The sequence below is a fragment of the Bradyrhizobium sp. 132 genome (genome assembly GCF_023074185.1).
Lineage (GTDB): Bacteria > Pseudomonadota > Alphaproteobacteria > Rhizobiales > Xanthobacteraceae > Bradyrhizobium.
The window spans coordinates 24,199-49,861 of record NZ_JADPKY010000158.1 but is presented as its reverse complement, the minus strand read 5'-3'; the positions used below and the strand labels follow the sequence as shown (position 1 = coordinate 49,861).

Annotated in this window: 25 protein-coding genes and 3 pseudogenes; 14 read left to right on the top strand and 14 right to left on the bottom strand. The window is 64.1% G+C overall.

What is annotated here, in order from left to right; all coding sequences use genetic code 11:
* Positions 1-103 precede the first annotated feature (103 nt).
* On the top strand, positions 104-1,204 hold the full coding sequence (gene dinB / locus IVA74_RS34060; protein ID WP_247351585.1) for a DNA polymerase IV: 1,101 nt from the start codon (positions 104-106) through the stop codon (positions 1,202-1,204).
* Positions 1,205-1,284: 80 nt separating this feature from the next.
* Here dinB and IVA74_RS34055 read toward each other — a convergent pair whose 3' ends face one another.
* The 6 genes and pseudogenes from IVA74_RS34055 to IVA74_RS34030 all read right to left on the bottom strand — a co-directional run bounded on the left by IVA74_RS34055 (position 1,285) and on the right by IVA74_RS34030 (position 4,246).
* Positions 1,285-1,578 (bottom strand): hypothetical protein, encoded by a 294-nt coding sequence (locus IVA74_RS34055; RefSeq protein ID WP_247351582.1) that lies wholly within the window; start codon positions 1,576-1,578, stop codon positions 1,285-1,287.
* Between the two features lie 267 nt (positions 1,579-1,845).
* A pseudogene (locus tag IVA74_RS34050) lies at positions 1,846-2,021 on the bottom strand (DNA-3-methyladenine glycosylase I); the annotation flags it as partial.
* A 34-nt stretch (positions 2,022-2,055) separates the two neighbouring features.
* A pseudogene (locus IVA74_RS34045) lies at positions 2,056-2,220 on the bottom strand (cyclic nucleotide-binding domain-containing protein); the annotation flags it as partial.
* A 277-nt stretch (positions 2,221-2,497) separates the two neighbouring features.
* Positions 2,498-3,238 carry a di-trans,poly-cis-decaprenylcistransferase gene (locus tag IVA74_RS34040; RefSeq protein ID WP_247351580.1) on the bottom strand — a complete coding sequence of 247 codons (741 nt, stop codon included), beginning with the start codon at positions 3,236-3,238 and terminating at the stop codon, positions 2,498-2,500.
* Between the two features lie 29 nt (positions 3,239-3,267).
* Positions 3,268-3,642, bottom strand: coding sequence for a transcriptional regulator (locus IVA74_RS34035; RefSeq protein WP_247351578.1), 375 nt, complete (start codon positions 3,640-3,642; stop codon positions 3,268-3,270).
* Positions 3,629-4,246 carry a hypothetical protein gene (locus IVA74_RS34030; RefSeq protein WP_247351576.1) on the bottom strand — a complete coding sequence of 206 codons (618 nt, stop codon included), beginning with the start codon at positions 4,244-4,246 and terminating at the stop codon, positions 3,629-3,631. Before IVA74_RS34030 ends, IVA74_RS34035 begins: the two co-directional genes overlap by 14 nt.
* A 201-nt stretch (positions 4,247-4,447) precedes the next feature.
* Between IVA74_RS34030 and IVA74_RS34025 the strand changes: the two genes are divergently transcribed.
* On the top strand, positions 4,448-5,704 hold the full coding sequence (locus IVA74_RS34025; protein ID WP_247351573.1) for a serine protease: 1,257 nt from the start codon (positions 4,448-4,450) through the stop codon (positions 5,702-5,704).
* 78 nt (positions 5,705-5,782) lie between these two features.
* On the opposite strand, the gene IVA74_RS34020 is transcribed toward IVA74_RS34025, so the two are convergent.
* On the bottom strand, positions 5,783-6,061 hold the full coding sequence (locus IVA74_RS34020; protein WP_247351570.1) for a DUF3551 domain-containing protein: 279 nt from the start codon (positions 6,059-6,061) through the stop codon (positions 5,783-5,785).
* A gap of 149 nt (positions 6,062-6,210) precedes the next feature.
* Positions 6,211-7,185: a tripartite tricarboxylate transporter substrate binding protein gene (locus tag IVA74_RS34015; RefSeq protein WP_247351568.1), complete on the bottom strand. Its 975-nt coding sequence runs from the start codon at positions 7,183-7,185 to the stop codon at positions 6,211-6,213.
* Positions 7,186-7,310: 125 nt separating this feature from the next.
* Between IVA74_RS34015 and IVA74_RS34010 the strand changes: the two genes are divergently transcribed.
* Both IVA74_RS34010 and IVA74_RS34005 read left to right on the top strand, forming a co-directional pair.
* Positions 7,311-7,721, top strand: a complete 411-nt coding sequence (locus IVA74_RS34010) for a VOC family protein (RefSeq protein WP_247351565.1) — start codon at positions 7,311-7,313, stop codon at positions 7,719-7,721.
* Positions 7,722-7,819: 98 nt separating this feature from the next.
* Entirely contained in the window at positions 7,820-9,397 is a 1,578-nt protein-coding gene (locus IVA74_RS34005; protein WP_247351562.1) for an AMP-binding protein, read from the top strand.
* Between the two features lie 16 nt (positions 9,398-9,413).
* On the opposite strand, the gene IVA74_RS34000 is transcribed toward IVA74_RS34005, so the two are convergent.
* The 3 genes from IVA74_RS34000 to IVA74_RS33990 form a co-directional block, all read right to left on the bottom strand.
* On the bottom strand, positions 9,414-10,508 hold the full coding sequence (locus tag IVA74_RS34000; RefSeq protein WP_247351560.1) for an HD domain-containing phosphohydrolase: 1,095 nt from the start codon (positions 10,506-10,508) through the stop codon (positions 9,414-9,416).
* Positions 10,509-10,769: 261 nt separating this feature from the next.
* Positions 10,770-13,052 (bottom strand): molybdopterin cofactor-binding domain-containing protein, encoded by a 2,283-nt coding sequence (locus tag IVA74_RS33995; protein WP_247351558.1) that lies wholly within the window; start codon positions 13,050-13,052, stop codon positions 10,770-10,772.
* Complete coding sequence (locus tag IVA74_RS33990; protein ID WP_027514647.1) at positions 13,049-13,540, bottom strand: (2Fe-2S)-binding protein; 492 nt, start codon at positions 13,538-13,540, stop codon at positions 13,049-13,051. Before IVA74_RS33990 ends, IVA74_RS33995 begins: the two co-directional genes overlap by 4 nt.
* A 307-nt stretch (positions 13,541-13,847) precedes the next feature.
* Here IVA74_RS33990 and IVA74_RS33985 point away from each other — a divergent pair, with 307 nt between their 5' ends.
* The 4 genes from IVA74_RS33985 (at position 13,848) to IVA74_RS33970 (ending at position 16,423) form a co-directional block, all read left to right on the top strand.
* Positions 13,848-14,612: an alpha/beta fold hydrolase gene (locus IVA74_RS33985; RefSeq protein ID WP_247351557.1), complete on the top strand. Its 765-nt coding sequence runs from the start codon at positions 13,848-13,850 to the stop codon at positions 14,610-14,612.
* 24 nt (positions 14,613-14,636) lie between these two features.
* Positions 14,637-14,972 (top strand): hypothetical protein, encoded by a 336-nt coding sequence (locus IVA74_RS33980; protein WP_247351555.1) that lies wholly within the window; start codon positions 14,637-14,639, stop codon positions 14,970-14,972.
* A gap of 158 nt (positions 14,973-15,130) precedes the next feature.
* Entirely contained in the window at positions 15,131-15,802 is a 672-nt protein-coding gene (locus tag IVA74_RS33975) for a dienelactone hydrolase family protein (RefSeq protein WP_247351553.1), read from the top strand.
* A gap of 138 nt (positions 15,803-15,940) precedes the next feature.
* Positions 15,941-16,423, top strand: a complete 483-nt coding sequence (locus IVA74_RS33970) for a hypothetical protein (RefSeq protein ID WP_247351551.1) — start codon at positions 15,941-15,943, stop codon at positions 16,421-16,423.
* A 1-nt stretch (position 16,424) separates the two neighbouring features.
* On the opposite strand, the gene IVA74_RS33965 is transcribed toward IVA74_RS33970, so the two are convergent.
* The 3 genes from IVA74_RS33965 to IVA74_RS33955 all read right to left on the bottom strand — a co-directional run bounded on the left by IVA74_RS33965 (position 16,425) and on the right by IVA74_RS33955 (position 18,653).
* Positions 16,425-17,171 (bottom strand): polysaccharide biosynthesis/export family protein, encoded by a 747-nt coding sequence (locus IVA74_RS33965; protein ID WP_247351549.1) that lies wholly within the window; start codon positions 17,169-17,171, stop codon positions 16,425-16,427.
* Positions 17,172-17,530: 359 nt separating this feature from the next.
* On the bottom strand, positions 17,531-18,187 hold the full coding sequence (gene msrA / locus IVA74_RS33960; protein WP_247351547.1) for a peptide-methionine (S)-S-oxide reductase MsrA: 657 nt from the start codon (positions 18,185-18,187) through the stop codon (positions 17,531-17,533).
* Between the two features lie 148 nt (positions 18,188-18,335).
* The gene (locus tag IVA74_RS33955; RefSeq protein ID WP_247351545.1) at positions 18,336-18,653 is read right to left on the bottom strand and encodes a hypothetical protein; all 318 of its coding nucleotides are present in this window, start codon (positions 18,651-18,653) and stop codon (positions 18,336-18,338) included.
* A gap of 400 nt (positions 18,654-19,053) precedes the next feature.
* Here IVA74_RS33955 and rpsT point away from each other — a divergent pair, with 400 nt between their 5' ends.
* The 6 genes and pseudogenes from rpsT to IVA74_RS33925 form a co-directional block, all read left to right on the top strand.
* Positions 19,054-19,320, top strand: coding sequence for a 30S ribosomal protein S20 (gene rpsT / locus IVA74_RS33950; RefSeq protein ID WP_007598259.1), 267 nt, complete (start codon positions 19,054-19,056; stop codon positions 19,318-19,320).
* Between the two features lie 1,252 nt (positions 19,321-20,572).
* On the top strand, positions 20,573-21,985 hold the full coding sequence (gene dnaA / locus IVA74_RS33945) for a chromosomal replication initiator protein DnaA (RefSeq protein WP_247351544.1): 1,413 nt from the start codon (positions 20,573-20,575) through the stop codon (positions 21,983-21,985).
* A 253-nt stretch (positions 21,986-22,238) separates the two neighbouring features.
* A complete protein-coding gene (gene dnaN / locus IVA74_RS33940) occupies positions 22,239-23,357 on the top strand; it encodes a DNA polymerase III subunit beta (RefSeq protein ID WP_247351542.1) in 1,119 nt (372 codons plus the stop codon).
* 257 nt (positions 23,358-23,614) lie between these two features.
* Positions 23,615-23,980, top strand: a complete 366-nt coding sequence (locus IVA74_RS33935; RefSeq protein ID WP_247351540.1) for a DUF559 domain-containing protein — start codon at positions 23,615-23,617, stop codon at positions 23,978-23,980.
* 86 nt (positions 23,981-24,066) lie between these two features.
* Positions 24,067-25,203, top strand: coding sequence for a DNA replication/repair protein RecF (gene recF, locus IVA74_RS33930; RefSeq protein WP_247351537.1), 1,137 nt, complete (start codon positions 24,067-24,069; stop codon positions 25,201-25,203).
* 120 nt (positions 25,204-25,323) lie between these two features.
* Positions 25,324-25,503, top strand: a pseudogene (locus IVA74_RS33925) (hypothetical protein); the annotation flags it as partial.
* Positions 25,504-25,663: the final 160 nt, after the last annotated feature.

Genomic DNA, 25,663 nt, shown 5'->3' with positions numbered 1-25,663 from the left:
CATATTAGATCGCGTGGTCATGCTTGCCACTCACAAGCGTGAGATTGCTCTGTGAATCACACGTCACCTCGCGCTTCTCGTCGCTCAATTGTATCATCTGTCCATGAGCGAATCCGACACCGTGACCGGCGACGCCTCGCCCGTCCGCAAGATCATCCATATCGACATGGATGCTTTCTATGCGTCCGTGGAACAACGCGATAATCCGGACCTGCGCGGAAAGCCGGTTGCAGTGGGAGGCTCCGCGGAACGCGGCGTCGTCGCGGCCGCCAGCTATGAGGCCCGCACGTTCGGCGTTCGCTCTGCCATGCCGTCCGTGACTGCGAAGCGACAATGTCCCGATCTGATCTTCGTCAAGCCGCGCTTCGAGGTCTACAAGGCAATCAGCAGGCAGATCCGCGACATCTTCGCCGAGCACACTCCCATCATCGAGCCGTTGTCGCTCGACGAGGCCTATCTCGACGTGACGGAAAACCTGCAAGGCATTCCGCTGGCGCGGGACATCGCACTGCGGATCCGCGGGAGGATCAAGGCCGAGACGGGCCTCAACGCATCGGCGGGCATCTCCTACAACAAATTTCTGGCCAAGCTCGCCTCCGATCATCGCAAGCCCAACGGTCAGTTCGTGATCTCGCCGGAGATGGGACCCGCCTTCGTCGAGGCGTTGCCCGTCGGAAAATTCCATGGCATTGGCCCGGCGACCGGCGCGAAGATGAACGCGCTCGGCATGTTCACCGGCCTCGATATTCGTCGTCAGACGCTGGAGTTCATGAATGCGAATTTCGGCAAGTCGGGCGCCTATTACTATTGGATCTCGCGCGGTGTCGACGAACGGCCGGTCCGGGCCGACCGGGTCCGCAAGTCAATCGGCGCGGAGACCACGTTCTCGAGCGACCTCAACGCATTCGATGCGCTGGTCGCCGAGCTCAAGCCGCTCGTCGACAAGGTGTGGCGCCATTGCGAGGCCACCGGCAACCGGGGCCGCACCGTCACCTTGAAGATCAAATTTGCCGACTTCGAGATCATCACGCGCAGCAAGTCCGTCGTGGCGCCGGTTGCGGGCCGGGACGATCTGGAGCGGTTGGCTTGCGGCCTGCTCGAAGTCGAAATGCCGCTACCCAAGCGCGTCAGGCTACTGGGGGTATCGCTGTCTGCCCTCCAGATGGGGGACGATGCAGAGCCGCAGCTGACTTTCGGCATTTGAACCTGGCGGTTCTAAACCCGTCCTGATCGGTGGCGGGATTCAGAACCGCCACCGATCAAATTCGATCGGCTCAAGACCTATCAATGCCTCACGTGCTCGAACACCACGATCACGCCGGTCGGCTCGGGCTCATGCGCCATCAGGCGGGTCAGCTCGGGATCGCCCCAGTTGGCGAGGCTGACGACTTCGCCGCTCTGGCGCTCGGTGCCGGGCGGCGCCGTGGGCTCGACGACCTTCAGCCCCATATCGTCGACGAAGAAAGTGTGCTCGCCGAACATGCTGTTGAGCTGCGGCATGGCGGGATGCTCGTCGGGCAGCACCTGAGCGCCGAGCTGGTTGACGGTCTGCTTCACCTGTTCGGATGTGAGCTTCATGAGCTGCTCCGTTTCTGTCACGTCGGTTTCATTGAGCCGAGCCAGAGCAGGTTCCCTGCGTCGATATTCGCCTGGCTCAATCTTCCGAACGGGTGCTGCGCACAAATGTTCCGACAGAATTCATTTCGTGATCGCAAGTTTCATTCGCCGCGCTCGCGGCACGAGATCGCCACAGGATGTCCACGATCCGGCGGTCGAACAATGCTACCCGGCGGCTTCGACGATCCGGATGTCCCGGTCCGCGCCGTCGCTGAGCTTGGCGTGAGCCGCCCATGCGTTGAACGGCGCCTGCACTTTTGCGAGATCACCCTTGGACTTGACCTCGTCGGCGATGTCGAGGCCGGCATCGCGCAGGCAAGCCACGACGTCTTTGAGGTGACAAAGCCGTCCCAGCCGACGAAGCGCTCCTGAAGCGGCCCGCAGCTTCCATCGAGGCGGCGCCCGACTGGCTCACATCCTTGGATCGGATTGCCGATCCTAGCCTGGCGAGACCTTGAGTGGCGGCAGGTTGATCATGCTCTGGAGCACTTCGCCGACCATGATCAGATGGGTGCCATGGCCGGCATATTGCTGCTTGAGGTCGGCGAGATAGGTGTTGGCGACGTTGAGCCGCTGCGCCAGCGTGCGCGCGAGCAGCAGCGCTCAAGTTCACGGCAAGCCCGGCTATCGCGACAGGCACTTGGCGAGGTGGATCGACTACCAGTCTCCCAGGCCGTACGTCACACATGACCGCGTTCAGGCGGTCTCGCGCTTTCCGACGCGCCGTTCAGGCCGCGCCGCCGTCATCGACTGTTCCTCGCTGTCCTACGGTTGGTTGGCGTGATCGTCCGTCCCACTCCCTGAAAGAAGCCCAATCCCCCGACTGAACCCGAAGACATCGCACATGACAGCCGCAGGGACCGTTGCCCCGCCTTCTGCGTCACACGCGAGAGAGTGAAGGCACCTCCTCCGGCACGATCGCCTGGAGGCCGCCGAAGCGACGCTCGCGACCGTGGAAGGAGACCAGGGCCGCGGCGAGATCGCCCGCGTCGAATTCAGGCCACATCCGCTCGGTGAAGTGCAACTCGGCGTAGGCGCCTTCCCAGAGCAGGAAGTCCGACAGCCGCTTCTCACCCGAGGTGCGGATGATGAGATCGACGTCGCGCAAACCGGCCTCGCCGGTGACGAGCTGCGAGAACGCCTCGCGGGTGAGACTGGTCAGCGCCGCCGCCTTCGCCGCTGCGTTGAGGATGGCATCGCGGGCGGAATAGTCGACGGCGATGCGCAGATGAAGCGCGCTGCCGTGCGCGGTGGCCGCCTCGGCGCGCGCGATCGCGTTGGCGATGCCGTCGGGCAGGCGGTCGCGGCGGCCGATCACGGTGAGGCGGACGCCGCTTTTCACCAGGCTCTGCACCTCGTTGGCGAGATAGAAGCGCAAGAGCGTCATCAGCGCGGCGACTTCGGCCTTCGGCCTTCGCCAATTGTCGGTGGAGAATGCGTAGAGCGTCAGCGTGCCGATGCCCTGCTTGGGTGCGACCTCGACGATGCGGCGGATCGCCTCGACGCCGGCCTCGTGGCCGCGCATGCGCGACAGGCCGCGCCGCGTCGCCCATCTGCCGTTGCCGTCCATGATGACGCCGACGTGAAGCTTCTCGTTGCGGGATATAAGGTCGCTTTGCATTGCAAAGTCTCCGGTCAAAAAAGGGAAGATCAAGTCGAGACGATACCGAGACGGCCGAGCGGCGTCGCCTCCCGGCCGGCGGCCTTGGCCGCGTCGCGCACCAGGCGTTCGAGCACGGTGAGATAGTCGAGGAAGCGGCGGCGGCCGGCCTTGGTCAGGCGGCAGGTCGTGTGCGGGCGATTGCCCTCATAGCCCTTGGTCACCTCGACGAGGCCGGCTTCCTGGAGCACGGCGAGATGCCGGCTGAGATTGCCGTCGGTGAGGCCGCAGAGTTGCTTGAGATCGGCGAACGCCAGACCCTTCGGATGCGCCATCAGCGAGGTCAGAAGCCCGAGCCTCGCCTTCTCGTGGATCACGCGGTCCAGTCCTTCATAAGAGAAGGGCGCGCTGTCAGTCTTCGACATCATGGTCTCCGGACGCGAAATACAGAATGCCCGCCATCACCGACTGCCCGATCACGAAGGGCAGGCCCATGGTCCATGGCGACAGCGTGTGGGTTTGGCTCGCCAGCACCACCACCGCAAAGCCGGACATGAAATACCAGGCGCCGGCGAGTGCGACGGTGCGCGGCAGCGAGCGGACGGAAGCGAAAATGCCGAGCGACACCAGGATCTGCCACAGGCCCGGCAGCAACCACAGCGTTTCGCCCGCGAACTTCCACATCACCACCGCAAGCAGAACACCGGCCACACCTGCGGGCAGGAACTGCTCGACTGCCTGGTGAATCATGGCGTCGGCGAGACCCGAGTGATGGCGGCGCGAACGTGCGCGCATCTCGACGCCGATGATCAGGCCGGAGAGCGCGGCGGCAATGAACCAGCCGAAGAAGAAGCCGAGCGGCTCGCTGGTGGGATCCCCGAGCAGCCAGAATTGCAGGATTGCGGTGAGAAGCGCGACCGCGCCGGTCGCGGCCATCGTCGCCGAGCCGTAACCGCGGAATGCCGTGCCGGCCGCGATCTGGCTGCGGATCGCCACGATGTCGGCCAGTGCCTTGTCGAGATCGCGCATTGGCAACGCCAAAACCTCGTTCCGCCCACGCTTGCCGGGAATGCTGGTCCCGTTACTTTGTATTGCAAAGTATATAGGATTGCAAAGTAAAGGCAAGCCGGAAGGTCGCTCCGAGACCGCCTGCAGGGCCCGACAACTGCCGGTTGCGCAGCACCTCCTCTCGCAGCTAAGATGCGCGCAAAAGCGTTCCCGGGGGAAGGTATGTGGCTTAAGTCATTAATCGTTGCGTCTTTATTGCAGGTGAGCATCTTCAGCGCCGCGCATGCAGCCGGGCCGTTCGGCAGCGTCAAGGTCGGTAACTGGATCGGCGGCGCGTTCAGCAATGATGAAACGGGAGCTTTCTCGCATTGCGCCGCGACGACACCTTACGCGAACGGCGTCATCCTTGTCGTGGGTTACAATGCTGCCGGCATATGGTCGCTGGCCTTTGCGAGTCCCAGCTACCGCTTCAACAAGGGCGAGAACGCCGCGATTGACGTCATCTTCGATGGACAGGAGCAGGCTAGGCTGTTTGCTACGGCCAATCAGCCGAACATGCTCACGGCCGTCATGCCTGCCAACGTCGTGCGAACGTTCCAGAAAGCGAGCCTGATGGTCGCGACGGCCGGCCGCGCGGTCCTGAATTTCGACCTGACCTCGACCGGGCCCGTGATCGCGGCCCTGGCCAACTGCGCGACCAAGGTGAAGGCCGATGGGCTCAGCAAGGCCGGCGATTTCACCAAGATCGCCGCCAAGCTGCAGCCCGCGCCGGAGAAGCAGGCGCCACCGGTCGGCAGCAAAGCTACCAGGGCCAGGAGCGGCACCGGCTTTGTGGTCAGCGCGAACGGCCACGTCGTCACCAACAACCATGTGATCGACGGCTGTGTCGGCGACATCAAAGGCAATCTCACCGGTGAGGCCTCGATGGCGCTGCGCATGGTGTCGAGCGACGCGAACAACGATCTCGCCCTCTTGCAGGGGCCATCGACCATGACCTTCAAGGACTTTGCGCGGATTCGCGACCGCTCGATCCGCTCCGGCGATTCCGTCATCGTAATCGGCTTTCCCTTCCATGGCCTGCTCACGTCGGACTTCACCGTGACGACCGGTATCGTGAGCTCGCTCAGCGGCATGCGCAACGACACGCGTTTCCTGCAAATCAGCGCGCCGGTGCAGCCCGGCAATAGCGGCGGCCCGCTGTTCGACACCACCGGTCAGATCGTGGGCGTTGTCACCGCAAAGATCCCCGTATTGCGCATCGCCGCCGCGACCGGCAACATTCCCGAGAACATCAACTTCGCCATCAAGACCGGCGCGCTGCGCGACTTCCTCGACAACAGCGTGGTGCCCTACCAGACCTCCGAGCCCAAGGGAGAGCTCAAGGGAGAGCTCAAGACCACCGACATCGCCGGCAACGCGCGGCCCTACACGATGCTGATCTCGTGCAACGGGACCGAGCAGGCCGACGCCAAGCGGTAGCGACAACGCGGGCTACGTCTGCGTAGCCCGGATTCCGCTTCCGCGCCATCCGGGCGCCCAGGTCAAACCGCGAGCTCCTCAATACGGCGCGACGGGCCGCACGCGCCGGGACGACCGCGATTGCGGCAGGGGCGCCTGACCGTAGGCGACACGCGGATTGGGCCCGCAATACAGCAGCCGTCCAGACACGCTGGCCTGGCACTGCTCATAGGTGCTGTAAGCACACTCACCGGGATAATCATATTCCCCGCCCTGGGCGCACCATGGGTAGTCGCGTGCCGCCGCGGGCGTGACAGTGGCGAAGCCGGCAAGGACCGTCGCGCCAAGGCCCAGCAGCGCCAATTGTGTCTTGCGCATGATCCCAACTCCTCTCCTCACGGCGCGAGATACGCGCCATATAGCATCAGGTTTCGCCACGCCGTTTTATTCCAGATCGACGGGTCTTGGCACCCAAGAAAAAAGCCCTGCCGAACGGCAGGGCTCCAATCACGGACATCACAAGATCGCTACTCGATCTTCAGGCCGGCGAAATCGACGACCTTCTTCCACTTCTCGGTCTCGGCCTTGATCTCCTCGCCGAACGCCTCGGGCGTCTGCACCCGCGGCTCGCCGCCGAGCTCGACCAGGCGCTTGGTCATGTCCGGCTCCTTCATCAGCGTGTTGATCTCTCCGTTGAGCTTGGCGATGATTTCCTTGGGCGTGTTCTTCGGCGCACCCATGCCGAACAGCGCGCTCGCCTCGTAGCCCTTCACGGTCTCACCGATCGCCGGCACGTCGGGCAATTGCGGCGAGCGCTCCGCCGTGGTGACGCCGATGGCGCGGAGCGAACCGGAACGGATGTGCTGGATGATCGAGGGCATGTTGTCGAAGATCACCTGTACCTGGCCGCCGAGCATGTCGGTGATCGCGGGCGCGGCGCCGCGATAGGGCACGTGCTGCATCTTGCAGCCCGTCAGCGCCATGAACATCTCGCCGGACAGATGCACCGAGGTGCCGTTGCCCGAGGAGGCCATGTTGACCTTGCCGGGATTGGCCTTCACGTATTCGATGAACTCGGCGACGGTCTTGGCCGGCACGTCCTTGTTGACGGTCATCACGTTCGGCACGCGCTGGAACGAGGCGATCGGCGCGATGTCCCGCACGAAGTTGAACTTCAGATTGGTGTAGAGCGAGGCGTTGATGAAGTTGGCCGGATTGATCAGTTGCAGCGTGTAGCCGTCGGGCTCGGCGTTGACGACCGATTCGGTGGCGATGTTGTTGCCGGCACCCGGCTTGTTCTCGATCACGAACTGCTGGCCGATCTTCTCCGACAGCCGCTGGCCGATCAGCCGCGCCAGAATGTCGGTGGCCCCGCCCGGCGGATAGCCGACCACCCATTTCACCGGGTGGGCCGGATAATCGGCGGCAAGGGCCTTCGACAGCGGGCTGGCTGCAAGCGGACTGGCGGCGAGCAGGCTCAGCGCGGTACGGCGAGTGATCATCTCAAGGGTTCTCCCAACGTGTTGTTCTTGAAGCCAGACAGCTTGAAAGTGGCGTCGATGCGGTTGTAACAAAGCTTGCCGCAGGCGGAAAGTGCACGTGGCGCATCACGACGAAAGGATAAGGCATGGCGCTCAAGGTCGAAGCCCTCGATCATCTCGTGATCAACGTCGCGGACGTCGCAGTGACCGCCGAGTGGTACGGCAGGATTCTCGGCATGGAAGTCAAGGTGTTCGACCCCGGCGGCGGCAAAGCGCCGCGGACTTCGCTACAATTCGGTAACCAGAAGATCAACGTCCGGCCGCGCGATGCCGACAAGGCGGAGTGGTTCACCGCGGACCACCAGACCGCCGGCAGCGAGGATCTGTGCTTTCTCACTTCCGTCGCGCCCGGCGAGGTGGTGGCGCATTTGAAGGCATATGGCGTCGCGATCGAGGAAGGCCCGGTTCCCAAGCAGGGTGCCCGCGGCACGCTGCGCTCGGTCTATTGCCGGGATCCGGATGGGAGTTTGATCGAGATTTCGTCGTACGCGGATTGACCAGCGCATTTGCTCCCTGCGCCATCCAATGGCAAAAGAGCTCCCGACAATAATCTGAAGACAGCCGCCAACCAGAAGCAGGCTGCACGGGAGCAAACATGCCGAACGACACGGCCGCCGGAATCGTGAGCCCATTCGACGGGCTCGACGTGCCCTCGCTGCTGAAGATGCGCGCCGAAATGCGCAGCTCACATCCGTTCCTGATCTGGGCGCCGTTCGACGCGCCCGCACGGCACTGGAGCTATCGCGAGTTTCACGAGCGGGTCGGCGCGCTCGCGGCGGGACTGGCGAAGCGCGGCGTGAAGCCAGGCGAATATGTGCTCATTCATCTCGACAATTGCATCGAGGCGCTGCTGGCCTGGTTTGCCTGCGTCGAACTCGGCGCCATCGCGGTGACCACCAACACGCGCTCGGCACCGGCCGAGCTCGACTATTTCGCCGATCATTGCGGCGCGGTCGCCGCGATCACGCAGCCGGCCTATGCCGAGATCGTCGCGCAGAACTGCCGCAACATCCGCTGGATGGCAGTGACCTCGCATGATTCGGGCGCGGTGCCTGCGCAAGCGGTCTCACGCGGCGACAGTTTCGAAGCGCTGTTCGCCGACAGTGCCAATCGTCCCAGGCGTGCGACAGATCCGCTCGCGCCGTGCAGCGTGCAGTATACCTCGGGCACGACATCGCGTCCGAAGGCGGTGCTGTGGACCCACGCCAATGCGCTGTGGGGCGCCAAGATCAACGCCGCGCACGAGGACCTGCACGCAAGCGACGTGCATCAGACCTATCTGCCGCTGTTCCACACCAATGCGCTGGCCTATTCGATGCTGGCGGCGCTATGGGTCGGCGCCACCTGCGTGATCCAGCCGCGCTTTTCCGCCAGCCGGTTCTGGGGCGTCGCGCGCGAGCACGGCTCGACCTGGACCTCGACGATACCGTTCTGCATGAAGGCGCTGCTCGAGCAGGAAGTCCCGCGCGATCACAAATTTCGCTTATGGGGCACCGCGATCAACGAGCCGCCGGCCTTCGCCGCTTTCGGCGTCAAGATCATCGGCTGGTGGGGCATGACCGAGACCATCACCCACGGCATCGTCGGCGAGGTCGACCAGCCCAACGTCCCGATGTCGATCGGCCGCGCCGCGAGCGAATACCAGATCCGCATCACCGACGATGACGGAAGGCCGACGCAGGTCGGCGACACCGGCAATCTCTCGATCAAGGGCATCGCCGGCCTGTCGCTGTTCGCCGAATATCTGCACAACGAGAAGGCGACACGCGAGAGCTTCGACGAGCACGGCTTCTTTCTCACCGGTGATCGCGTGGTGCGGCTGGAGAACGGCACTATCCGCTTCGGGGACCGCAGCAAGGACATGCTCAAGGTCGGCGGCGAGAACGTCGCCGCGTCCGAGATCGAGCAGGTGGTCGCACTCGTCCCCGGCGTGCGCGAGGCCGCCGTGGTGGCGAAGACGCATCCGATGCTGGACGAGGTGCCGGTCGTCTTCATCATCCCGCAGGGTGGCGTCGCCGGTGCGCGGCCCGATCTGCACGAAGCCGTCATGACCGCCTGCCGCGCCGGCCTCGCCGACTTCAAGGTGCCGCGCGAAATTCGTTTCGTCGACGACATGCCCCGCTCCACGCTGGAGAAGGTGGCGAAGGCGGAGCTGAGGAGGATGGTGCGGTAGCTCGTAGGATGATGCTTCAGAACGATCCCAGCGCCACCGGGCGGAACGCCTGCAACAGCTGCTGGTCCAGCTTGCCGCCCATGCCTTCCATCATCGCAAACGCGCGCGAGTGGGTGAAGGGCATGCGATAGGCGCGCTTCTCCACGAGCGCCGCGTAGATGTCGACGATCGTCGTGACCCGCACGATATCGCTGATCTGGTTCGACGAGAGATTGTTGGGATAGCCAGAGCCGTCAAGGAATTCGTGATGATGCAGTACGACGTCGAGCATCTCCGGCGGGAAGCCGCCTTGGGCTGCGAGCGCGTCATAGCCGCGGCGCGGGTGCTGGCGGACTTCGGCCATTTCCTCATCGGTGAGCTTGCCGGGCTTGTCGAGCAGCGCGGAGGGAACGAAGGCCTTGCCGACGTCGTGCAGCAGCGCGGCACGGGTCAGCCGGCGCTGGTCGTCCTCGCGCATGCCGAGATGCTGGGCGAAGGAGACCGCAAATCCGGTCACGAACAGGCAGTGGCGGTAGCTGCCGACATGGTGGCAGCCCACCGTGGTGAGCCACTCGCGCAGCGAGGAGTGCTTGATCGCCTTCAGGATCTTGCTCTCGGCGGCGATGACGTCGTCGAAGGTCAGGGGCACGCCAAGCGGCAGCTTCTCGAACATCTTCTTCAGCACCGCGTGCGCGGCCTCGACGCCGCGATTGAGCGTCTTGCCGCGATCGGTCGCGTCGTAGACGGCGGTGTCGGGGAACGCCGCACGGATGCGCTGCAGGATGTCCTCGGGCTGAAGCGGCCGCGAGATGGTATCGGTGGCGCCCAAGGCCCAGGCCTGCATGGTGCCGTGATGCAGGGCATCTGCAAGCACGAACAGACGAGGCATCGCGCGATAGGCATCGCCGCGCAGCTTGTTGCGCACCCGCTGCACGCTTTCGGGCGAGCGCAGATTGATGTCGACTACGAGGCCGGAGAGATCGCGCGAGGGCTGCTCGGGGATCTCCTGCGTCGTCACTGTCGCGACGTCGCCAACCGCCTTGAGGATGCTGGCGAGTTCGGTGCTCTCGTCGCTCCGGTCGGAGGCGAGCAGAAGCCGGCGTTTGGCGGCGGGTTTGGCTGAGGCGTTCATGGCTTCCCCAAGAGCACGGGCGTGTTTCGGGCCAAAGCCTAAGCCGGATCAGGTTCTCCGGCCCTTAAGAGGCGTGCTCAATGGAACCCTGCGGAATCAGGGACAATTTTACGGAGTTCGCCTCCCCGAGCGGTTCCAACCAAAAACCTCGAAAACAACCCCATGCACAGTAGGGATGTGCTTGCAAACGCAGAGCTTTTTTAACGACAAATCCGCCGGAGACTGGCCCCCGGCGGATCATGTCAGGTCAATCGCGGCCGGCTACGCCTTCATCGCGCCCTTCACGGCTTCGGCCGTGATCGGCAGGGCTCGGACGCGGGCGCCCGAGGCGTTGAAGATGGCGTTGCCGATCGCGGGTGCAATCACCGTCACGGCAGGCTCGCCGACGCCGGTGGCCTTTTCGCCATTGGCGATCACGGCGATCGCGACCTCCGGCATCTGGCTCATGCGCAAGGGCGTGTAGCTATCGAAATTGGTCTGTTCGATGCCACCATCCTTCAGCGTCGCCTTCTCGTACATCGCCAGCGACAGGCCCCACAGCGCCGCTCCCTCGACCTGGGCGCGGATGTTGTCGGGATGCACTTGCGTGCCGACGTCGGTTGCGACCGTGAGCTTCTTCACGGTTACTTCGCCCGACGGCGCGACGGCGACATGGGCAACGCAGGCCGTCCAGCTTGCAGTCGCACGTTCCTGCGACGACACGCAGGCGACGCCCATGCCCTCACCCTTCGGCAGCTTCCTGCTGCCGTAACCGGCGAGACCCATCGCGGCGAGCAGCGTGTTGCGGAGCCGCTGCGCGCCGCCGTCGTTCTTGCCGGCGCCGTCGAGCAGCGAGATGCGGAACTGCGCCGGGTCCTTGCCGGTCGCGGCCGCGATCTCGTCGATCATGCTTTCGACCGCCCAGAACGTCCAACCGGGCGCCACCGATCGGAGCTGACCGGACGGGGTGGCGTTGTGCGCCATCTCGTTCTTGATGGCGCGCACATAATGGTTGGGCACGGTGTAGAAGAAGTCGGCCCCGTTCACCGTAAAGGAGTCGAGTGGACCCTTCTTGTCGACTGACGGCGTCAGGAAATCTGGGATTCCCCAGCGCTGGGTCGGCCAGGCCGAGACCACGTCGTGGCTGAGCGCGATGAGCTTGCCGTCGCCGTCCACGCCGGCCTTCACTTTCTGCAAGGTGAGCGGACGCGAGAAGTCCATCGTCATGTCGTTTTCGCGCGTGTAGATCACCTTCACCGGCTTGCCGATCGCCTTCGCCGCCTGCACCGCCGGAATCATCATGTCGGCATCGAGCCTGCGGCCAAAGCCGCCGCCGAGCCACATCTGGTGCATGACCACGAACTTCGGATCGATCCCGGCTGCACCCGCGGCGATCCCGCCGGAGCGCGTCGCGAACTGGTTGCCGGAATAGATGTGCAGGATGTCGCCCTTGAACTCCGCGGTGGCGTTCATCGGCTCCATCGGCGCGTGGATGTTGATGCTGGTGGTGTACTCCGCCTCAAGCACCTTGGCCGCCGTGCCGAACGCCGCCGCGGGATCGCCGTCCTTGACAAAGAACTGTCCGGAATCGTCGAGAGCCTGCAGCCGCTTGGCCTCGGCATACAGCGACTCGCTTGACACCTTCGCGTTGGGACCGCCGTCATAGCTGATCTTCAGCGCGGCAGCGGCCTTCTTGGCGTTGGCGTAGGTGCTGGCCACCGCCACCACCCAGCCCGACGTCGTCTGCGTCTTGTCGTCGAGGGTGACGGCCTTGATGAAGCCCGGCACCTTCTTGGCGGCGCTGTCGTCGACCGATTTCACCGTGGCGCCGAAGCGCACCGGCGGCGTGACCACCGCGCCATAAGCCATGCCCGGAATCTTCACGTCGATGCCGTATTTGGCCGTGCCGTTGGTCTTGGAGGGGATGTCGAGCTGCGGCACCGACACGCCGATCATGGTGTACTGATCCGGAGTCTTCAGCTTGATCGCCTTCAGCTCGTCCGGCGTGAAGGTCTTGGTCGCCTTACCGCTCTTGACGACATCTGCGAACGACATCTGCTTCTTCGACTTCGGATGCGCGATCATGGAATCGCGCACCACGAGCTCGGACGCCGGCACGCCCATCGCGGCGGCCGCGCCTTCCGTCAAGGCCATGCGGCCCGCGGCACCCGCGCGGCTCATGGCGTCGAAGTTCATCATGGTCGACCAGCTGCCGCCGGTGATCTGCGCACCGAGCACGGGGTCGTTGAACTTCGGATCGTTGGAGGCAAGCTGAACGCGCATGTCGCTCCATTTGGCCCCTAACTCTTCGGCCACGATCTGCGCCATGGTGGAGGCGATGTGCTGGCCCATGTCGGCCTTGCCGCAGGTGACGGTGACAAGACCATCGGGCGCGATCGCGTACCAGACGCTGGGCTCGAAGTTGGAGGGCGCCGCAAGCGCCTCACCGATGCCGGGTACACCGGAATAACCGAGCACGAGGCCGGTTGCGGCGGTGCCGACCAGGAAGGAGCGGCGGCTAAGATCTGATGTCTCTGATGTGACGTTCTTCACGTGCCGGTTCATGTGGGCCTCCGTTCGTTGCCGGAGGCGGATGCGGTGCGCATCTCGGTTGCGGCGCGCATGATTGCCTTCTGGATCCGCGAATAGGTCATGCAACGGCAGAGATTGCCGTCCATATGCGCCACGACCTCTTCCTTGGTCGGATTGGGATTCTTCGCGAGCAGCGACGCCGCCTGCATGATCTGCCCGGATTGGCAGTAGCCGCATTGCGGAACCTGCTCGGCGATCCATGCCTTCTGCAAGGGATGATCGCCCTTTGCGGCGAGGCCTTCGATGGTGGTGATCTTCTTGCCGGCGACATCGCCGACCATGGTCTGGCACGAACGCACGGCTTCGCCGTTGACGTGCACGGTGCAGGCACCGCACAGGCCGGCACCGCAGCCGAATTTGGTGCCGGTCATCTGCAATTGCTCGCGGATCGCCCAGAGGAGCGGCGTGTCGTTCGCCGCATCCACGGACATACTCCGCCCGTTGATGGTGAGAGTTGGCATAGGCGTCTTCCCCTGCCGGTGCATGAAGCCGCTTACGGCGGCAACTTGTGTCGCGGACGCCCACCGGGCCGGCGCCAGCCTTGCCCGCAAGAATGATCGCGTTCAGCGGCGGAGGCAAATGCAATTTGGAATCGATCGAAACAAACGCGCCGCCTGCTCGTTGTGCGTCGCGACAAGGGCGGTGTTGCAGCCACTGAACGCAACCGAGTGCGGCGCCAGGCATGCGAGCCATCGCAATCAGGCGGTTTCCTCCGAGTAACCCAGCGCGTTAGGATGGGCCAAGAAACAAGATAACAAGGTGGAAGCAATGCCAAGGATCGATCGGGACGGCGTCGGAATCGATTACGAGGTTTATGGCGAGGGACCGCCGCTGCTGCTGACCCACGGCTACTCCTCGACCTCGGCAATGTGGCATGGGCAGGTCGATGCGCTTGCCGGGGACCACAAGCTGATCTTGTGGGACATGCGCGGTCACGGCCAGTCCGACTATCCCGACGATCCCGCCGCCTACAGCGAGGCGCTGACCGTCGGCGACATGGCCGCGATCCTCGATGCAGCCGGCGCTGAGCGCGCCATCATCGGCGGGCTGTCGCTCGGCGGCTACATGACACTCGCTTTCACTCGCGCGCATCCGATGCGCGCCCGCGCGCTGCTGATCATAGACACCGGCCCGGGCTTCAAGAAGGACGACGCGCGCGAGGCCTGGAACGCGCGAGCGCTCGCCACTGCCGACAGGCTCGATCGCGAAGGCCTCGACATGCTGAAGGCAGCGACGCGCGAGCGCGCCACGGCCAGTCATCGCAATGCCAGGGGATTGGCGCTCGCCGCACGCGGCATGCTGACCCAGCGCGATGCGAAGGTGATCGAGCTGCTGCCGGATATCAAGGTGCCGGCGCTGATCGTTGTCGGCGCCGACGACACGCCGTTCCTCGCCGCGTCCGATTACATGGCGGCAAAAATTCCCGGCGCACAAAAAGTCGTGATTCCCGCCGCCGGGCATGCCGTCAACATCGATCAGCCGCAGGCTTTTGTTGACGCGGTGGTGCCTTTCCTGAAGAACTTGCCGGGATAGGACGGTCGGACAGGAACACTGGCAATGAAGCGAGCGATGTTGGCGGCGGGCGCGGTGTTGCTATCGGTATCTGCGCAGGCCGAGCCGTTCGGCACCATGCCGCCGCGCCTCCCTTTTGTTGCGACCTTGTCGAACAATACGCCGCTCGCTTTCGGCATGGATGCCGAGCAGACCGCGCGCGCCCTGGGGCAGCCGCTGCGATACGTTCGCGGACGTCCCGGCAGCGAGATCTACCTCGCTTTGCGCAACATCGGTGGCAGCGGATTGATACCCTCTCGCCATCGCCTGTTCCTGCAATTCCGTCACGGACGGTTGGCAGGATGGAAGGAAGACTACGGCGAAAACTGGATGTGGGAGTGATCCTCATGGTGAGGAGGCGCGAAGCGCCGTCTCGAACCATGCAGGCCCCCGCTGCCACCTCTCGGCCTGCATCCTTCGAGACGCTTGCTTCGCAAGCTCCTCAGGATGAGGGATGCGAGCGGAGTTCGTGATCGACGGTCAACCAAAGGACAACCCGCGTGGGACAAGACATCAAACTGACGGCTTCCGACAATTTCCAGTTCGGTGCCTATCGCGCTGAGCCCTCGGGCAGGGCGAAGGGCGCGGTGGTGGTGATCCAGGAGATCTTTGGGGTCAATCATCACATCCGCTCGGTCTGCGATCGCCTCGCCGGGGAAGGCTATGTCGCGATCGCGCCGTCGATCTTCGACCGGACGTCGCCGGGCTTCCAGTCGGGCTACACGCCTCACGAGATCGCGGAAGCGCGCAAGTTCGTCGCCAGCCCGGATTGGGAGGCGATGCTGCGCGACACGCAGGCGGCGATCGATGCGGTGAAGAGCGTCGGCCCGGTCGGCATTATCGGTTTCTGTCTCGGCGGCAGCATCGCCTTCGTCGCGGCGACGCGGCTGTCGGGCCTGAAGGCCGCGATCGGTTATTACGGCGGCGCGGTCGTGCGCTTTGCCGACGAGACACCGAAAGTGCCGACGCAGCTGCATTTCGGCGAGAAGGATACCGGCATCCCCCTGACCGACGTCGAGACCGTCAAGACCAAGCGGCCGGATGTCGAGGTCTTCGTCTATCCGGGCGCCCAGCACGGCTTTCATTGCGACGAGCGGCCGAGCTACGACAAAGCCAGCGCTGACATCGCCTGGCCGCGCAGCATGGATTTTTTTGCGAAGCATTTGAAATAGGGCCGCACTTGCTGCCGTCATTCCGGGGTACGTCGAGCGGCGCAGGCCCGGAATGAGGAGAGCAGGAATCGGGTGGCCGCCTCACGGCGCGTGGCGATAGAGCAGGCGGATCAAGCCAGCTCACGCCAGGAGACCGCCATGCAGCAGGACATCACGCACCTCGTCATCCGCAATCCATTCGGAACCATGGACGTCTCCTCGCCCGATGATTCCGAAGTGACAGACTATGCCGCGACCGCCACGCTGGCCGGCGATGCAACCGACGGCAACGCGGCGGCATGGGCCTCCATCGCGACAATGTCCGATCCGATCGAGGGCCGCTGGGCAAGCCGCTGGAATGGCGGCGCCGATCCGACCATCGCCGGCGATACGGCGGAGAAATGGAAGCAGGGACGCGCCGAGGTTCAGGTCAAAGGCGAGCGGATCTATCTGCGCTTCGACTGGGACGACGGTCGTCGGCACGGGCTGATCGATGCCGCGCGCGACGGCGCGGGTCGCCTGGTCGGAAAATACATCAACCTGACCACGCCGGCGATCACGCGGCCATGGATCGGGCTAGTGGTCGACGCCAACAGGATCGACGGATGTTTTCCGAGCGGACGGCTGGATTTCAGGCGGTGAGCTAGAACCAGCGCTCGCCGATGAACACGGTGTCCCCGGGGGCGAGGGGCGTGCCGAGCGGGACGATAGCGCGCATGGAGCCGCCGGCTTCGGTGTGCGTGACGGTGACCACGTCGCGCTTGGCGCGCGGCGAGAAGCCGCCCGCGATCGCGACGGCGCTTTCGACCGTCATGTTCGGTACGTAAGGATATTGTCCGGGCGCGGAGACTTCGCCGAGGATGAAGAACGGGCGATAGGCCTCGATCTCCACGGCCACCGAAGGCTCGCGGATGTAGCCGTTGCGCAAGCGTGCGGCGATCTCGCCGGCGAGGCCGGCCGGGGTACGACCGCGCGCCGGCACGCCGCCGATCAGCGGCATGGTGATGGAGCCGCCAGCATCGATGGCGTAGCTGTTGGTGAGACCTTCCTGGCCATAGACCACGACGCGCAGCCTGTCGCCTGCATCGAGATGGTAGGATGAATCGTAGCGGACCGGCGCCGCCATCGGTGCGGCATAACCGACCGGCATGGGCGCAGGCGAAGAGGCAAAGGAATTGCGCAGAGCCCCGATGGCGCCGCCCCCGTCGCCGACGACGACCGGCTGTGGCGCGTAATAGGGCTGGCCATAGGCCATGGAGTCGAGATCGGCGCGCGGCTGCATCACCGCGACAGGGCCGGCGGTCTGCATGCAGCCGCCAAGCGCAAGCGCGGCGGACGCTGCCAAGGACGTTGCCAAGATCGACCATCGAAACGCGCGTGCAACCGGCACCGGACCTATCCCTCGAAACGAGACAAATCCAGTGTTGCACCGGTTATGGTTAATAAAGCGTTGAGGCGGCGCGACGATGCCGCGCTGCGCTCCCTCTCCCGCTTGCGGGCACTGCTATCGCATATGGCTTTTTGGGCCAGCCTGAACGCGCGCCTCGTCCTTCGAGACGACCGCTTTGCGGTCTCCTCAGGATGAGGCTAATCGGCATCGGGTGCCTGTTGAAACTGTTGCCGCACACTCCATCCTCATCCTGAGGAGCCCGCCTAAAGCGGGCGTCTCGAAGGATGGGCCGCAGGAAACTGCTCTCAAATGCGGCTACCCTGCTCTTGCAGGAGAGGTACAGCGAGTTCGTCGCCCGCTTACGCGCTCACACCGACGCCGATCGGGCAGGACACGCCGGTGCCGCCCAGTCCGCAATAGCCGGCGGGATTCTTCGCCAGATATTGCTGATGATAGTCCTCGGCAAAATAGAATTCGCCGGCGGGTGCGATCTCGGTGGTGATGGCGCCGAGACCTTTTGCGGCAAGCGCCTTCTGATAGAGCGCCTTCGATTGATCGGCCGCTTTCTTCTGCGCGTCCGAATAAGTGTAGATCGCGCTTCGGTACTGCGTGCCGACATCATTGCCCTGGCGCATGCCCTGGGTCGGGTTGTGGCTCTCCCAAAAAATCGTCAGCAACTTCTCGTAGGAGATTTTTTTCGGATCGAACACGACCAGCACCACTTCGGTGTGGCCGGTGCGGCCCGAGCAGGTCTCTTCATAGGTCGGATTCGGCGTGTGGCCGCCGGCATAGCCGACGGCGGTGGCGTAAACGCCGTCGCCGAGCTCCCAGAACTTGCGCTCCGCGCCCCAGAAGCAGCCGAGCCCGAACACCGCCTGCTCGAGGCCTGCGGGATAAGGCGGCTGCAACTTCGCGCCGTTGACGAAATGGCTGGTCGCGGTCGGAATACCTTGCGCACGGCCGGGCAGCGCTTCCGTGGCGCTCGGCAATGCGGTGGTCTTGCGCATGAAAAGCATGATTGAATCTCCGCAACGAGCTGTCGGTCGCTTGAGCCAGGTGCTCAGGCGGCGTGCTCGCGATCAGGTGGGAATATAGGGATCTACGCCGCAAGGGGCAGCCCTGTTACGCCGCGCGCGCCCCGGCTCAGTCGCGGGAATTGAAAGCTCAATCCCGGGAATAACCGATCAGCGGCTTGCGCGGGCGAAACAGGATCATCAGGAGGATGCCCAGAATGCCGAGGACGGCGAAAACCGGTTGATCCAGCACCAGGCGGATCACCGAGGTCCAGAGCCATGGCGCCTTGGCCTCGACCCAGGTCCGGAACGCCGTCTGGCTGCCCTGATTGATGTCGTTCCAGAACTGGCCGAAGCGGGTGAACCGCAGGGTCTGGTCGGCCACCCAGCGGGCGCCGTCATAGACCATGAAGATGAATCCGCCGGCGAGCAGCAGCAGCCCAATCAGTCGGAAAAAGCCGCGGATCATGCTTCACCCTATATGGTCGTCCGATCGGACGATCCTCGTAACGCTGCCAGCCAATACAAGGGAGACGGCAGAAATTCAACCTCTTCAGGGCGTTACGGCACTCATCCAGGCCCTAGGGCTGGTTTTCCAGCCCGGGAAAGCGTTGACGGTGCCAAAGACCCTCTCTATAAGGGCGCCAACTGGCGGCGGGCGCAATCCTGCCGCCGCTGTTCTTTGAGCAGTTGCAGGCTCTTTGGGCTTAGAGGCTCTTTGGGCCTCAGAGACAGCCGCAAGGCTGTCGCTCATGTTCCGGGAACAGCCTAGCAACCGAACACCCTGATTCCGAGCGTCGATTACGCGGTCAAGCAAGCCGGCGCTACCGACCAAGACGCGACCGGTACCCGCAAAGGACATTGAGACCATGGCCAATACCACTTCCGCCAAGAAAGCGACGCGCAAGATCGCCCGCCGCACCGCCGTCAACAAGTCGCGCCGCACCCAGATGCGCGGTGCCGTGCGTAACGTCGAAGAAGCCATCAAGACCGGCGACCGCGCCGCCGCCGTGACGGCGCTGGCGAATGCCGAGCCCGCTTTGATGCGCGCCGCCCAGCGCAACATCATTCACAAGAACAACGCCAGCCGCAAAGTCTCGCGGCTCACCGCGCAGATCGCCAAGCTCGCCAAGTAAGCCGGCGAGTAATCTGGCGAGTGACCTAGCAAGCCTTCGTTCGATCGGACGATCCGGTCGCACATCGCACGCGTCAAACAGCCCGGCATCACGCCGGGCTTTTTTGTTGCCAGCCATAGTCACGCAAGCAGTCAGGCGCGACCGACCTTCGATCGAAGGATCGCGGCGTCCACGCCATTAGTTCTACCTGCGGGTGATTTTGCAATAGGGGAAACTTTTCACCGCGGTGCAAAAAGCCCTTGCGAGGCGGGCTCAAGTTGAATTCCTGCGCCTGCGCGTTCTTCACACCGTAGTTTCACCGGATCGCGCCAGGCGATGGAGTTACCCTGTGAAACGAGACTCAAAAAACGGTGTCTCGCTAATCACTTATCGACATAGTGACGCCAAGCATTTGGAAAAATCGCCCGCGCGTCTCGCCGCGTGACGCTTTTGTAAAGAATTTTTGGCAGTGGCGGAGAATTGTCACACAAGGCGCGGCTCTTTCGATTCTGTGCACGAATCCAAAACCTTGGTCTGAAGCCTGTGCACAAGTCGCGCGCGGCGTTAACGCAGATCAAGTTTTTTGGCGCCTCAAGTGTGAATCAATTTCGTTGCGAGTCCTTCGGCATAGTGTATTCCTTAAGGCGTCAGCGGCGCCCACGATCTTGAGACCAGCGCGGTATCGGAAACGGGGCGAGCGTGCAAATCGGCGGCGATGTGCACGTAAGCGACGCTTAACCCAGCGATTGTCGGTTCGAAACCCATAGCAATATGGGAACGGTAGTTCTTTGTCTGAATGTCTCCAAGCGGGATCTTCCCGCTCGCGCCCAGCGCAAAATGAGAGACATCTCGAGGCTACTCCGACACGCAGGATGGCGAAGCCGAGCGGACGACGAGTACAGACGGGCGCATCCGCGGCTGGAGCAATTCAGATGCGGTTGTTTTTTCAGGCAGGACCTTGCCGTGAGCGATCACGGCAGGACGGGGAGGTATCATGTCCTACGGATTCAACGCGGTGTTGACACAGATTCCATCGCTCGACGATGCCGTCTCCGATCCGTCCTGCGTTCAGCCCCCCTCGCGTGAGGGCGCGCCGAGTACGCGCTGACCTCGCGAACTCTCCATCTCCGACATCGCTGATCTGACCTCGCGGCGTTCGCGCCGAACGGTCGAGCTGTGCCCGACGATGGAATCGCTTGAGGTCGCGCCATGACGGGGAACCCCGCTTGGCGTTCACAACGCAACCTTATCTCTCAAGAGAAGTTTTTTAACGATGAACCCATCGGAACAGGATCGCTGGTCACGCGTGAAGAGCCGGCTGCGCACGAACGTAGGCGAAGACGTCTATACGAGCTGGTTTGCTCGCATGGATCTGGAAGGTGTGCAGGAGGAGAGCGTGCGGCTCTCGGTCCCCACGCGCTTCCTGAAGAGCTGGATTCAAGCGCATTACGCCGAGCGCGTGCTGTCGTGCTGGCAGGCCGAGATGCCCGAAGTGCATCGTATCGATCTCACCGTGCGTTCGGCCGTACGTCCGGTCGTTCAGCAGAAGGAAGTGCCCGCGCCCGTCGAAGCGCGCCGCTCGCCTGCGCCGGAGCTGCGCTCGACCGCGACCGCGCCGGTCTCGGCCAATCACGATGCGCTCGGCGGCTCGCCGCTCGATCCGCGCCTGACCTTCGCAAGCTTCGTCGTCGGCCGCTCCAACACGCTGTCGCACGCCGCTGCGCGTCAAGTCGCGGAGGGTCGCCGCGGCGATCCCGTCATGTTCAATCCGCTCTACATCCATGCGGGTGTTGGACTCGGCAAGACGCATCTCTTGCAGGCGGTGACCTGGGCCGGAAATTCCGGCAACGAGCGCAAGGTGCTTTACCTGACCGCGGAAAAATTCATGTACGGCTTCGTCGCCGCGCTGAAGACGCAGACGGCACTCGCCTTCAAGGAAGCGCTGCGCGGCATCGACGTGCTCGTGATCGACGATCTCCAGTTCCTGCAGGGCAAGTCGACCCAGGCCGAGTTCTGTCACACCCTGAACGCGCTGATCGATGCCGGACGCCAGGTCGTGATCGCGGCCGACCGTCCGCCGTCCGATCTCGAAAGCCTCGATGATCGCGTGCGCTCACGGCTGGCCGGCGGCCTCGTGGTCGAGATGGCCTCGCTCGGCGAGGAGCTGCGACATGGCATTCTCAAGTCGCGCGTCGCGGCGGCCCGCGCCCATCACGCGACGTTCGAGGTGCCGGAGGAGGTTCTGACCTATCTGGCCCGCGCCATCACCCATAACGGCAGGGATCTCGAAGGCGCGATCAACCGCCTGCTCGCGCACTCGAAACTCAACAACCGGCCGGTGACGCTGGAAATGGCCGAGCACGAGGTGCGCGACCTGATCCGGCCGCAGGAGCCGAAGCGCATCAAGATCGAGGACATCCAGCGTGTGGTGGCGCGGCAGTATAATGTCAGCCGCTCGGACCTGCTGTCCTCGCGCCGGACCGCCAACGTGGTCCGTCCGCGCCAGGTGGCGATGTATCTCGCCAAGACGCTGACCCTGCGCTCGCTGCCGGAAATCGGCCGCCGCTTCGGTGGGCGCGACCACACCACGGTGCTGCACGCCGTTCGCAAGATCGAAGCTCTGGTTTCCAAGGACACGGCGCTGTCCGACGAGGTCGAATCGCTGAAGCGTCAGCTTCAGGAATAAACGCCCAGGTCTTTCCCCTCCCCGCCGTCCCGGCCATGCCTGGGCGGCGGACGTGTTTTTGCCTGTAAATCGTGGGGAACCATCCCGCGATCCCTTGAAACGGATGACTTTACGCGCCACCTTGCGCGACCCTGAAGGCTTTGATCATATCGGCTGGATGATCCGGCTTTGGGGGTCTTCGGTACCGTGGCGCGCGTCCCGCCGCCCGGCTTTTCCAAATTTGTGTTTCCTTGGGGATCGGGCGAGTAGTGCAATGAAGGTTACGGTCGAACGCGCGCAACTCCTGAAGTCGCTGGGCCATGTCCACCGCGTGGTCGAGCGCCGCAACACGATTCCAATCCTCGGCAACGTGCTGGTCCGGGCCGAGAACGCGAAATTGTCGCTGAAGGCGACCGACCTCGACCTCGAGGTGACGGAAACGCTCGCGGCGGAAACCGCGACCGCAGGGTCCACCACCGTGCCGGCGCACATGTTCTACGACATCGTGCGCAAGCTGCCCGATGGTTCGCAGATCGTGCTCGAAGCCGACGGCGACCGCGCCGTGCTGGCGATCCGCGCCGGCCGCTCCCGTTTCACGCTGCAGACGCTGCCGGAGAATGATTTTCCGGATCTGGCCGCCGGCGACATGTCGCATTCGTTCTCGCTCGCCGCCAAGGACGTCAAGCGGCTGATCGACCGCACCCAGTTCGCGATCTCCACCGAGGAGACGCGCTACTACCTCAACGGCATCTATCTGCATGCCGCAGGCTCCGCCAATGCCGCGACCCTGCGCGGCGTCGCCACCGACGGCCACCGCCTCGCGCAACTCGACCTGGTCCAGCCCAAGGGCGCCGACGGCATGCCCGGCGTGATCGTTCCGCGCAAGACGGTCAGCGAGGTGCAGCGCCTGATCGAGGACAACGAGGCCGAGGTCACGATCGAGCTGTCGCAGGCAAAGATCCGCTTTACCATCGGCAATGTGGTCCTGACCTCGAAGCTGATCGACGGCACCTTCCCCGATTACAGCCGCGTCATCCCGCAAGGCAACGACAAGGAGCTCGTCGTCGACAAGAAGGATTTTGAGAACGCGGTCGACCGCGTTTCCACCATCTCCAGCGAGCGCGGGCGGGCCGTGAAGCTGTCGCTGTCGCCGGGCAAGCTGGTGCTGTCGGTGACCAATCCGGATTCCGGCAGCGCGACCGAAGAGCTCGAAGTCGAATACGCCTCCGACGCTCTCGATATCGGCTTCAACTCCCGCTATCTGCTCGACATCGCAGCCCAGATCGAAGGCGACGTCGCAACGCTCCGGCTCGCCGACCCCGGCTCGCCGACGCTGGTGCAGGACCGCGACGACAAGAGCGCGCTGTACGTGCTGATGCCGATGCGGGTGTGAGGGACGTGCTCCCGCGCGGACACCAGGTATTCGTATTCCGTCATGAACCAGGCGCGATGCGCCTTACCGCGCCCTCTCCCCTTGCGGGAGAGGGCAGCTCCGCTATTAGCCAAGATCTTACTCGGGTGAGGGGTCCTCTCGCGATACTTCCTGTGCGGAGACAACCCCTCACCCGCCGTCGCTGCGCGACGGCACCCTCTCCCGCAAGGGGAGAGGGGAAGAGCACCGCGTCCCAACAACATTCAGAATGAGCGCCGATGCCGCGCGGCTCGCATCATCGGCCGACTGCCAGGCATCTTCGCCAGTTCGCGAAGAGCATGCGGCACGAGCCAACGGATGCGGAAGCAGCTATGTGGCGCTTACTGAGGGATCGCCGGCTATCGGCCTACAAATTTCGCCGACAGGCTCCGATCGAGAACTACATTCTCGACTTCGTCTGCTTCGAGAAGCGCCTTGTGATCGAGATCGACGGCAGTCAGCACGCAGAATCAGGAAGCGATGCAGCGCGTGATGCGGCTCTCTCCGCTGAAGGCTTTGTCATCGCGCGTTACTGGAACAATGACGTATTACAGCAGCCCGCTTCGGTATTGGAGGATATCCTTGCAAAGCTTGCTGCGCGGTAACATACCCCTCACCCGTCGCCTCACTTCGTGAGGCGCCACCCTCTCCCACAAGGGGAGAGGGGATCAGAGCGCGCCGCAGTTTCAACATGACCCCCTCCCGCATTCATCGCCTGACGCTGACGCATTTTCGCAATTACCGGGCGGCGGGGCTCGAGGCGACGGCTGACATGGTGGCGCTGGTCGGGCCGAACGGGGCGGGCAAGACCAATTGCATCGAGGCGATCTCGTTCCTGTCGCCGGGACGCGGCTTGCGGCGTGCGACGCTGGACGACGTTGCCGACAACCAGGGCGACGGCTCCTGGGCGGTATCTGCACAGGTCGAGGGCGCGCTGGGCCTCGCCACGCTCGGCACCGGCGTCGATCCGCCGCGCGCCGATGCCGCGGTCAGCCGGCGCTGCCGCATCGACCGCGAACCGGTCAATTCGGCGGCGGCGTTCGGCGACCATATCCGCATGGTGTGGCTGACGCCGGCGATGGACGGACTGTTCATGGGTGCGGCGTCCGAGCGCCGGCGCTTCTTCGACCGCCTGGTGCTTGCCATCGACAGCGACCATTCCAGCCGCATCTCGGCGCTGGACCGCTCGCTGCGCTCGCGCAACCGCCTGCTCGAGACGCGCAATTACGACGACCATTGGTGTGACGCGATCGAGCGCGAGACCGCGGAGCTTGCGGTCGCGGTCGCCGCAACCCGCGGCCAGACCGCGGCACGTCTCACCGGCATGTTGAATGCACGCGCGCAGACCTCCGCCTTCCCCTCGGCGCAAATCGGGCTCGACGGCTGGATGGAGAACGCGCTGCTGAACGAGACGGCGACGTCGGTCGAGGACCGCTACCGCCAGATCCTGCGCGACAACCGTCCACGTGACGCCATCGCCGGCCGCACCACGGACGGTCCGCATCTCACGGATCTCCAGGTGATCTACGCGCCGAAAAGCATGCCGGCGCGCGATGCCTCGACCGGCGAGCAGAAGGCGTTGCTGATCGGATTGGTGCTGGCGCATGCGAGCCTGGTCGCCGAGATGACCGGCATCGTGCCGCTGCTGCTGCTCGACGAGGTCGTCGCGCATCTCGACCCCAGCAGGCGCGCGGCACTGTTCGACGAGCTGCGCAAGCTCGGCGCGCAGGTGTGGCTGACCGGCGCAGATCCGGCCGCCTTCGTCGAGATCGGCACCGGGGGCGAGATCTTTGACGTCGAGAGCGGACAAGTCAGCGCGCGTCGGTGAGCCGCCGCATTGAACCCGCGTGGTCCCGTCAACGACTAGCTGTCTGAGGCCGCGCCGATAGTGTCGCAGCGCTGCCATCGCGCGATGACACTGATGCGCGCGGCATTCCTGGAGAATGAGATGCGGACGGTAAGGTCCGGGGTGCAAGCCCCGGCACGATGGCGGGCGTTTGCGTGCGGCCTCGTCTTGCTCGCGACGTGCATGCTCGCGGCAAGCGCCGGCGCCTGGATGCCGCATCTGTCGCCGCTGTTCTCGGCCGACCTCACGCCGGATCCCGATGCCAAGCTGCCCGCACCGACCGTCGCGGCCGGCGACGCCTGGGAGCTCACCGTCGGGCGCGACGGCGAGGCATGGTCGCCGCTCCAGCTCTATTGAGACCTCCGAGATCTTTGAACCTGCCCGCTTCCCGACGCGACTTCTGGTCTGAGACCACGCCGACTGTGGCGCAGCCATTGCAATC

Coding starts and splice junctions, on each gene's coding strand:
- dinB (WP_247351585.1), top strand. CDS start 104: ATGAGCGAATCCGACACCGTGACCGGCGACGCCTCGCCCGTCCGCAAG.
- IVA74_RS34055 (WP_247351582.1), bottom strand. CDS start 1,578: ATGAAGCTCACATCCGAACAGGTGAAGCAGACCGTCAACCAGCTCGGC.
- IVA74_RS34040 (WP_247351580.1), bottom strand. CDS start 3,238: ATGCAAAGCGACCTTATATCCCGCAACGAGAAGCTTCACGTCGGCGTC.
- IVA74_RS34035 (WP_247351578.1), bottom strand. CDS start 3,642: ATGTCGAAGACTGACAGCGCGCCCTTCTCTTATGAAGGACTGGACCGC.
- IVA74_RS34030 (WP_247351576.1), bottom strand. CDS start 4,246: ATGCGCGATCTCGACAAGGCACTGGCCGACATCGTGGCGATCCGCAGC.
- IVA74_RS34025 (WP_247351573.1), top strand. CDS start 4,448: ATGTGGCTTAAGTCATTAATCGTTGCGTCTTTATTGCAGGTGAGCATC.
- IVA74_RS34020 (WP_247351570.1), bottom strand. CDS start 6,061: ATGCGCAAGACACAATTGGCGCTGCTGGGCCTTGGCGCGACGGTCCTT.
- IVA74_RS34015 (WP_247351568.1), bottom strand. CDS start 7,185: ATGATCACTCGCCGTACCGCGCTGAGCCTGCTCGCCGCCAGTCCGCTT.
- IVA74_RS34010 (WP_247351565.1), top strand. CDS start 7,311: ATGGCGCTCAAGGTCGAAGCCCTCGATCATCTCGTGATCAACGTCGCG.
- IVA74_RS34005 (WP_247351562.1), top strand. CDS start 7,820: ATGCCGAACGACACGGCCGCCGGAATCGTGAGCCCATTCGACGGGCTC.
- IVA74_RS34000 (WP_247351560.1), bottom strand. CDS start 10,508: ATGAACGCCTCAGCCAAACCCGCCGCCAAACGCCGGCTTCTGCTCGCC.
- IVA74_RS33995 (WP_247351558.1), bottom strand. CDS start 13,052: ATGAACCGGCACGTGAAGAACGTCACATCAGAGACATCAGATCTTAGC.
- IVA74_RS33990 (WP_027514647.1), bottom strand. CDS start 13,540: ATGCCAACTCTCACCATCAACGGGCGGAGTATGTCCGTGGATGCGGCG.
- IVA74_RS33985 (WP_247351557.1), top strand. CDS start 13,848: ATGCCAAGGATCGATCGGGACGGCGTCGGAATCGATTACGAGGTTTAT.
- IVA74_RS33980 (WP_247351555.1), top strand. CDS start 14,637: ATGAAGCGAGCGATGTTGGCGGCGGGCGCGGTGTTGCTATCGGTATCT.
- IVA74_RS33970 (WP_247351551.1), top strand. CDS start 15,941: ATGCAGCAGGACATCACGCACCTCGTCATCCGCAATCCATTCGGAACC.
- msrA (WP_247351547.1), bottom strand. CDS start 18,187: ATGCTTTTCATGCGCAAGACCACCGCATTGCCGAGCGCCACGGAAGCG.
- IVA74_RS33955 (WP_247351545.1), bottom strand. CDS start 18,653: ATGATCCGCGGCTTTTTCCGACTGATTGGGCTGCTGCTGCTCGCCGGC.
- rpsT (WP_007598259.1), top strand. CDS start 19,054: ATGGCCAATACCACTTCCGCCAAGAAAGCGACGCGCAAGATCGCCCGC.
- dnaA (WP_247351544.1), top strand. CDS start 20,573: ATGAACCCATCGGAACAGGATCGCTGGTCACGCGTGAAGAGCCGGCTG.
- dnaN (WP_247351542.1), top strand. CDS start 22,239: ATGAAGGTTACGGTCGAACGCGCGCAACTCCTGAAGTCGCTGGGCCAT.
- IVA74_RS33935 (WP_247351540.1), top strand. CDS start 23,615: ATGCCGCGCGGCTCGCATCATCGGCCGACTGCCAGGCATCTTCGCCAG.
- recF (WP_247351537.1), top strand. CDS start 24,067: ATGACCCCCTCCCGCATTCATCGCCTGACGCTGACGCATTTTCGCAAT.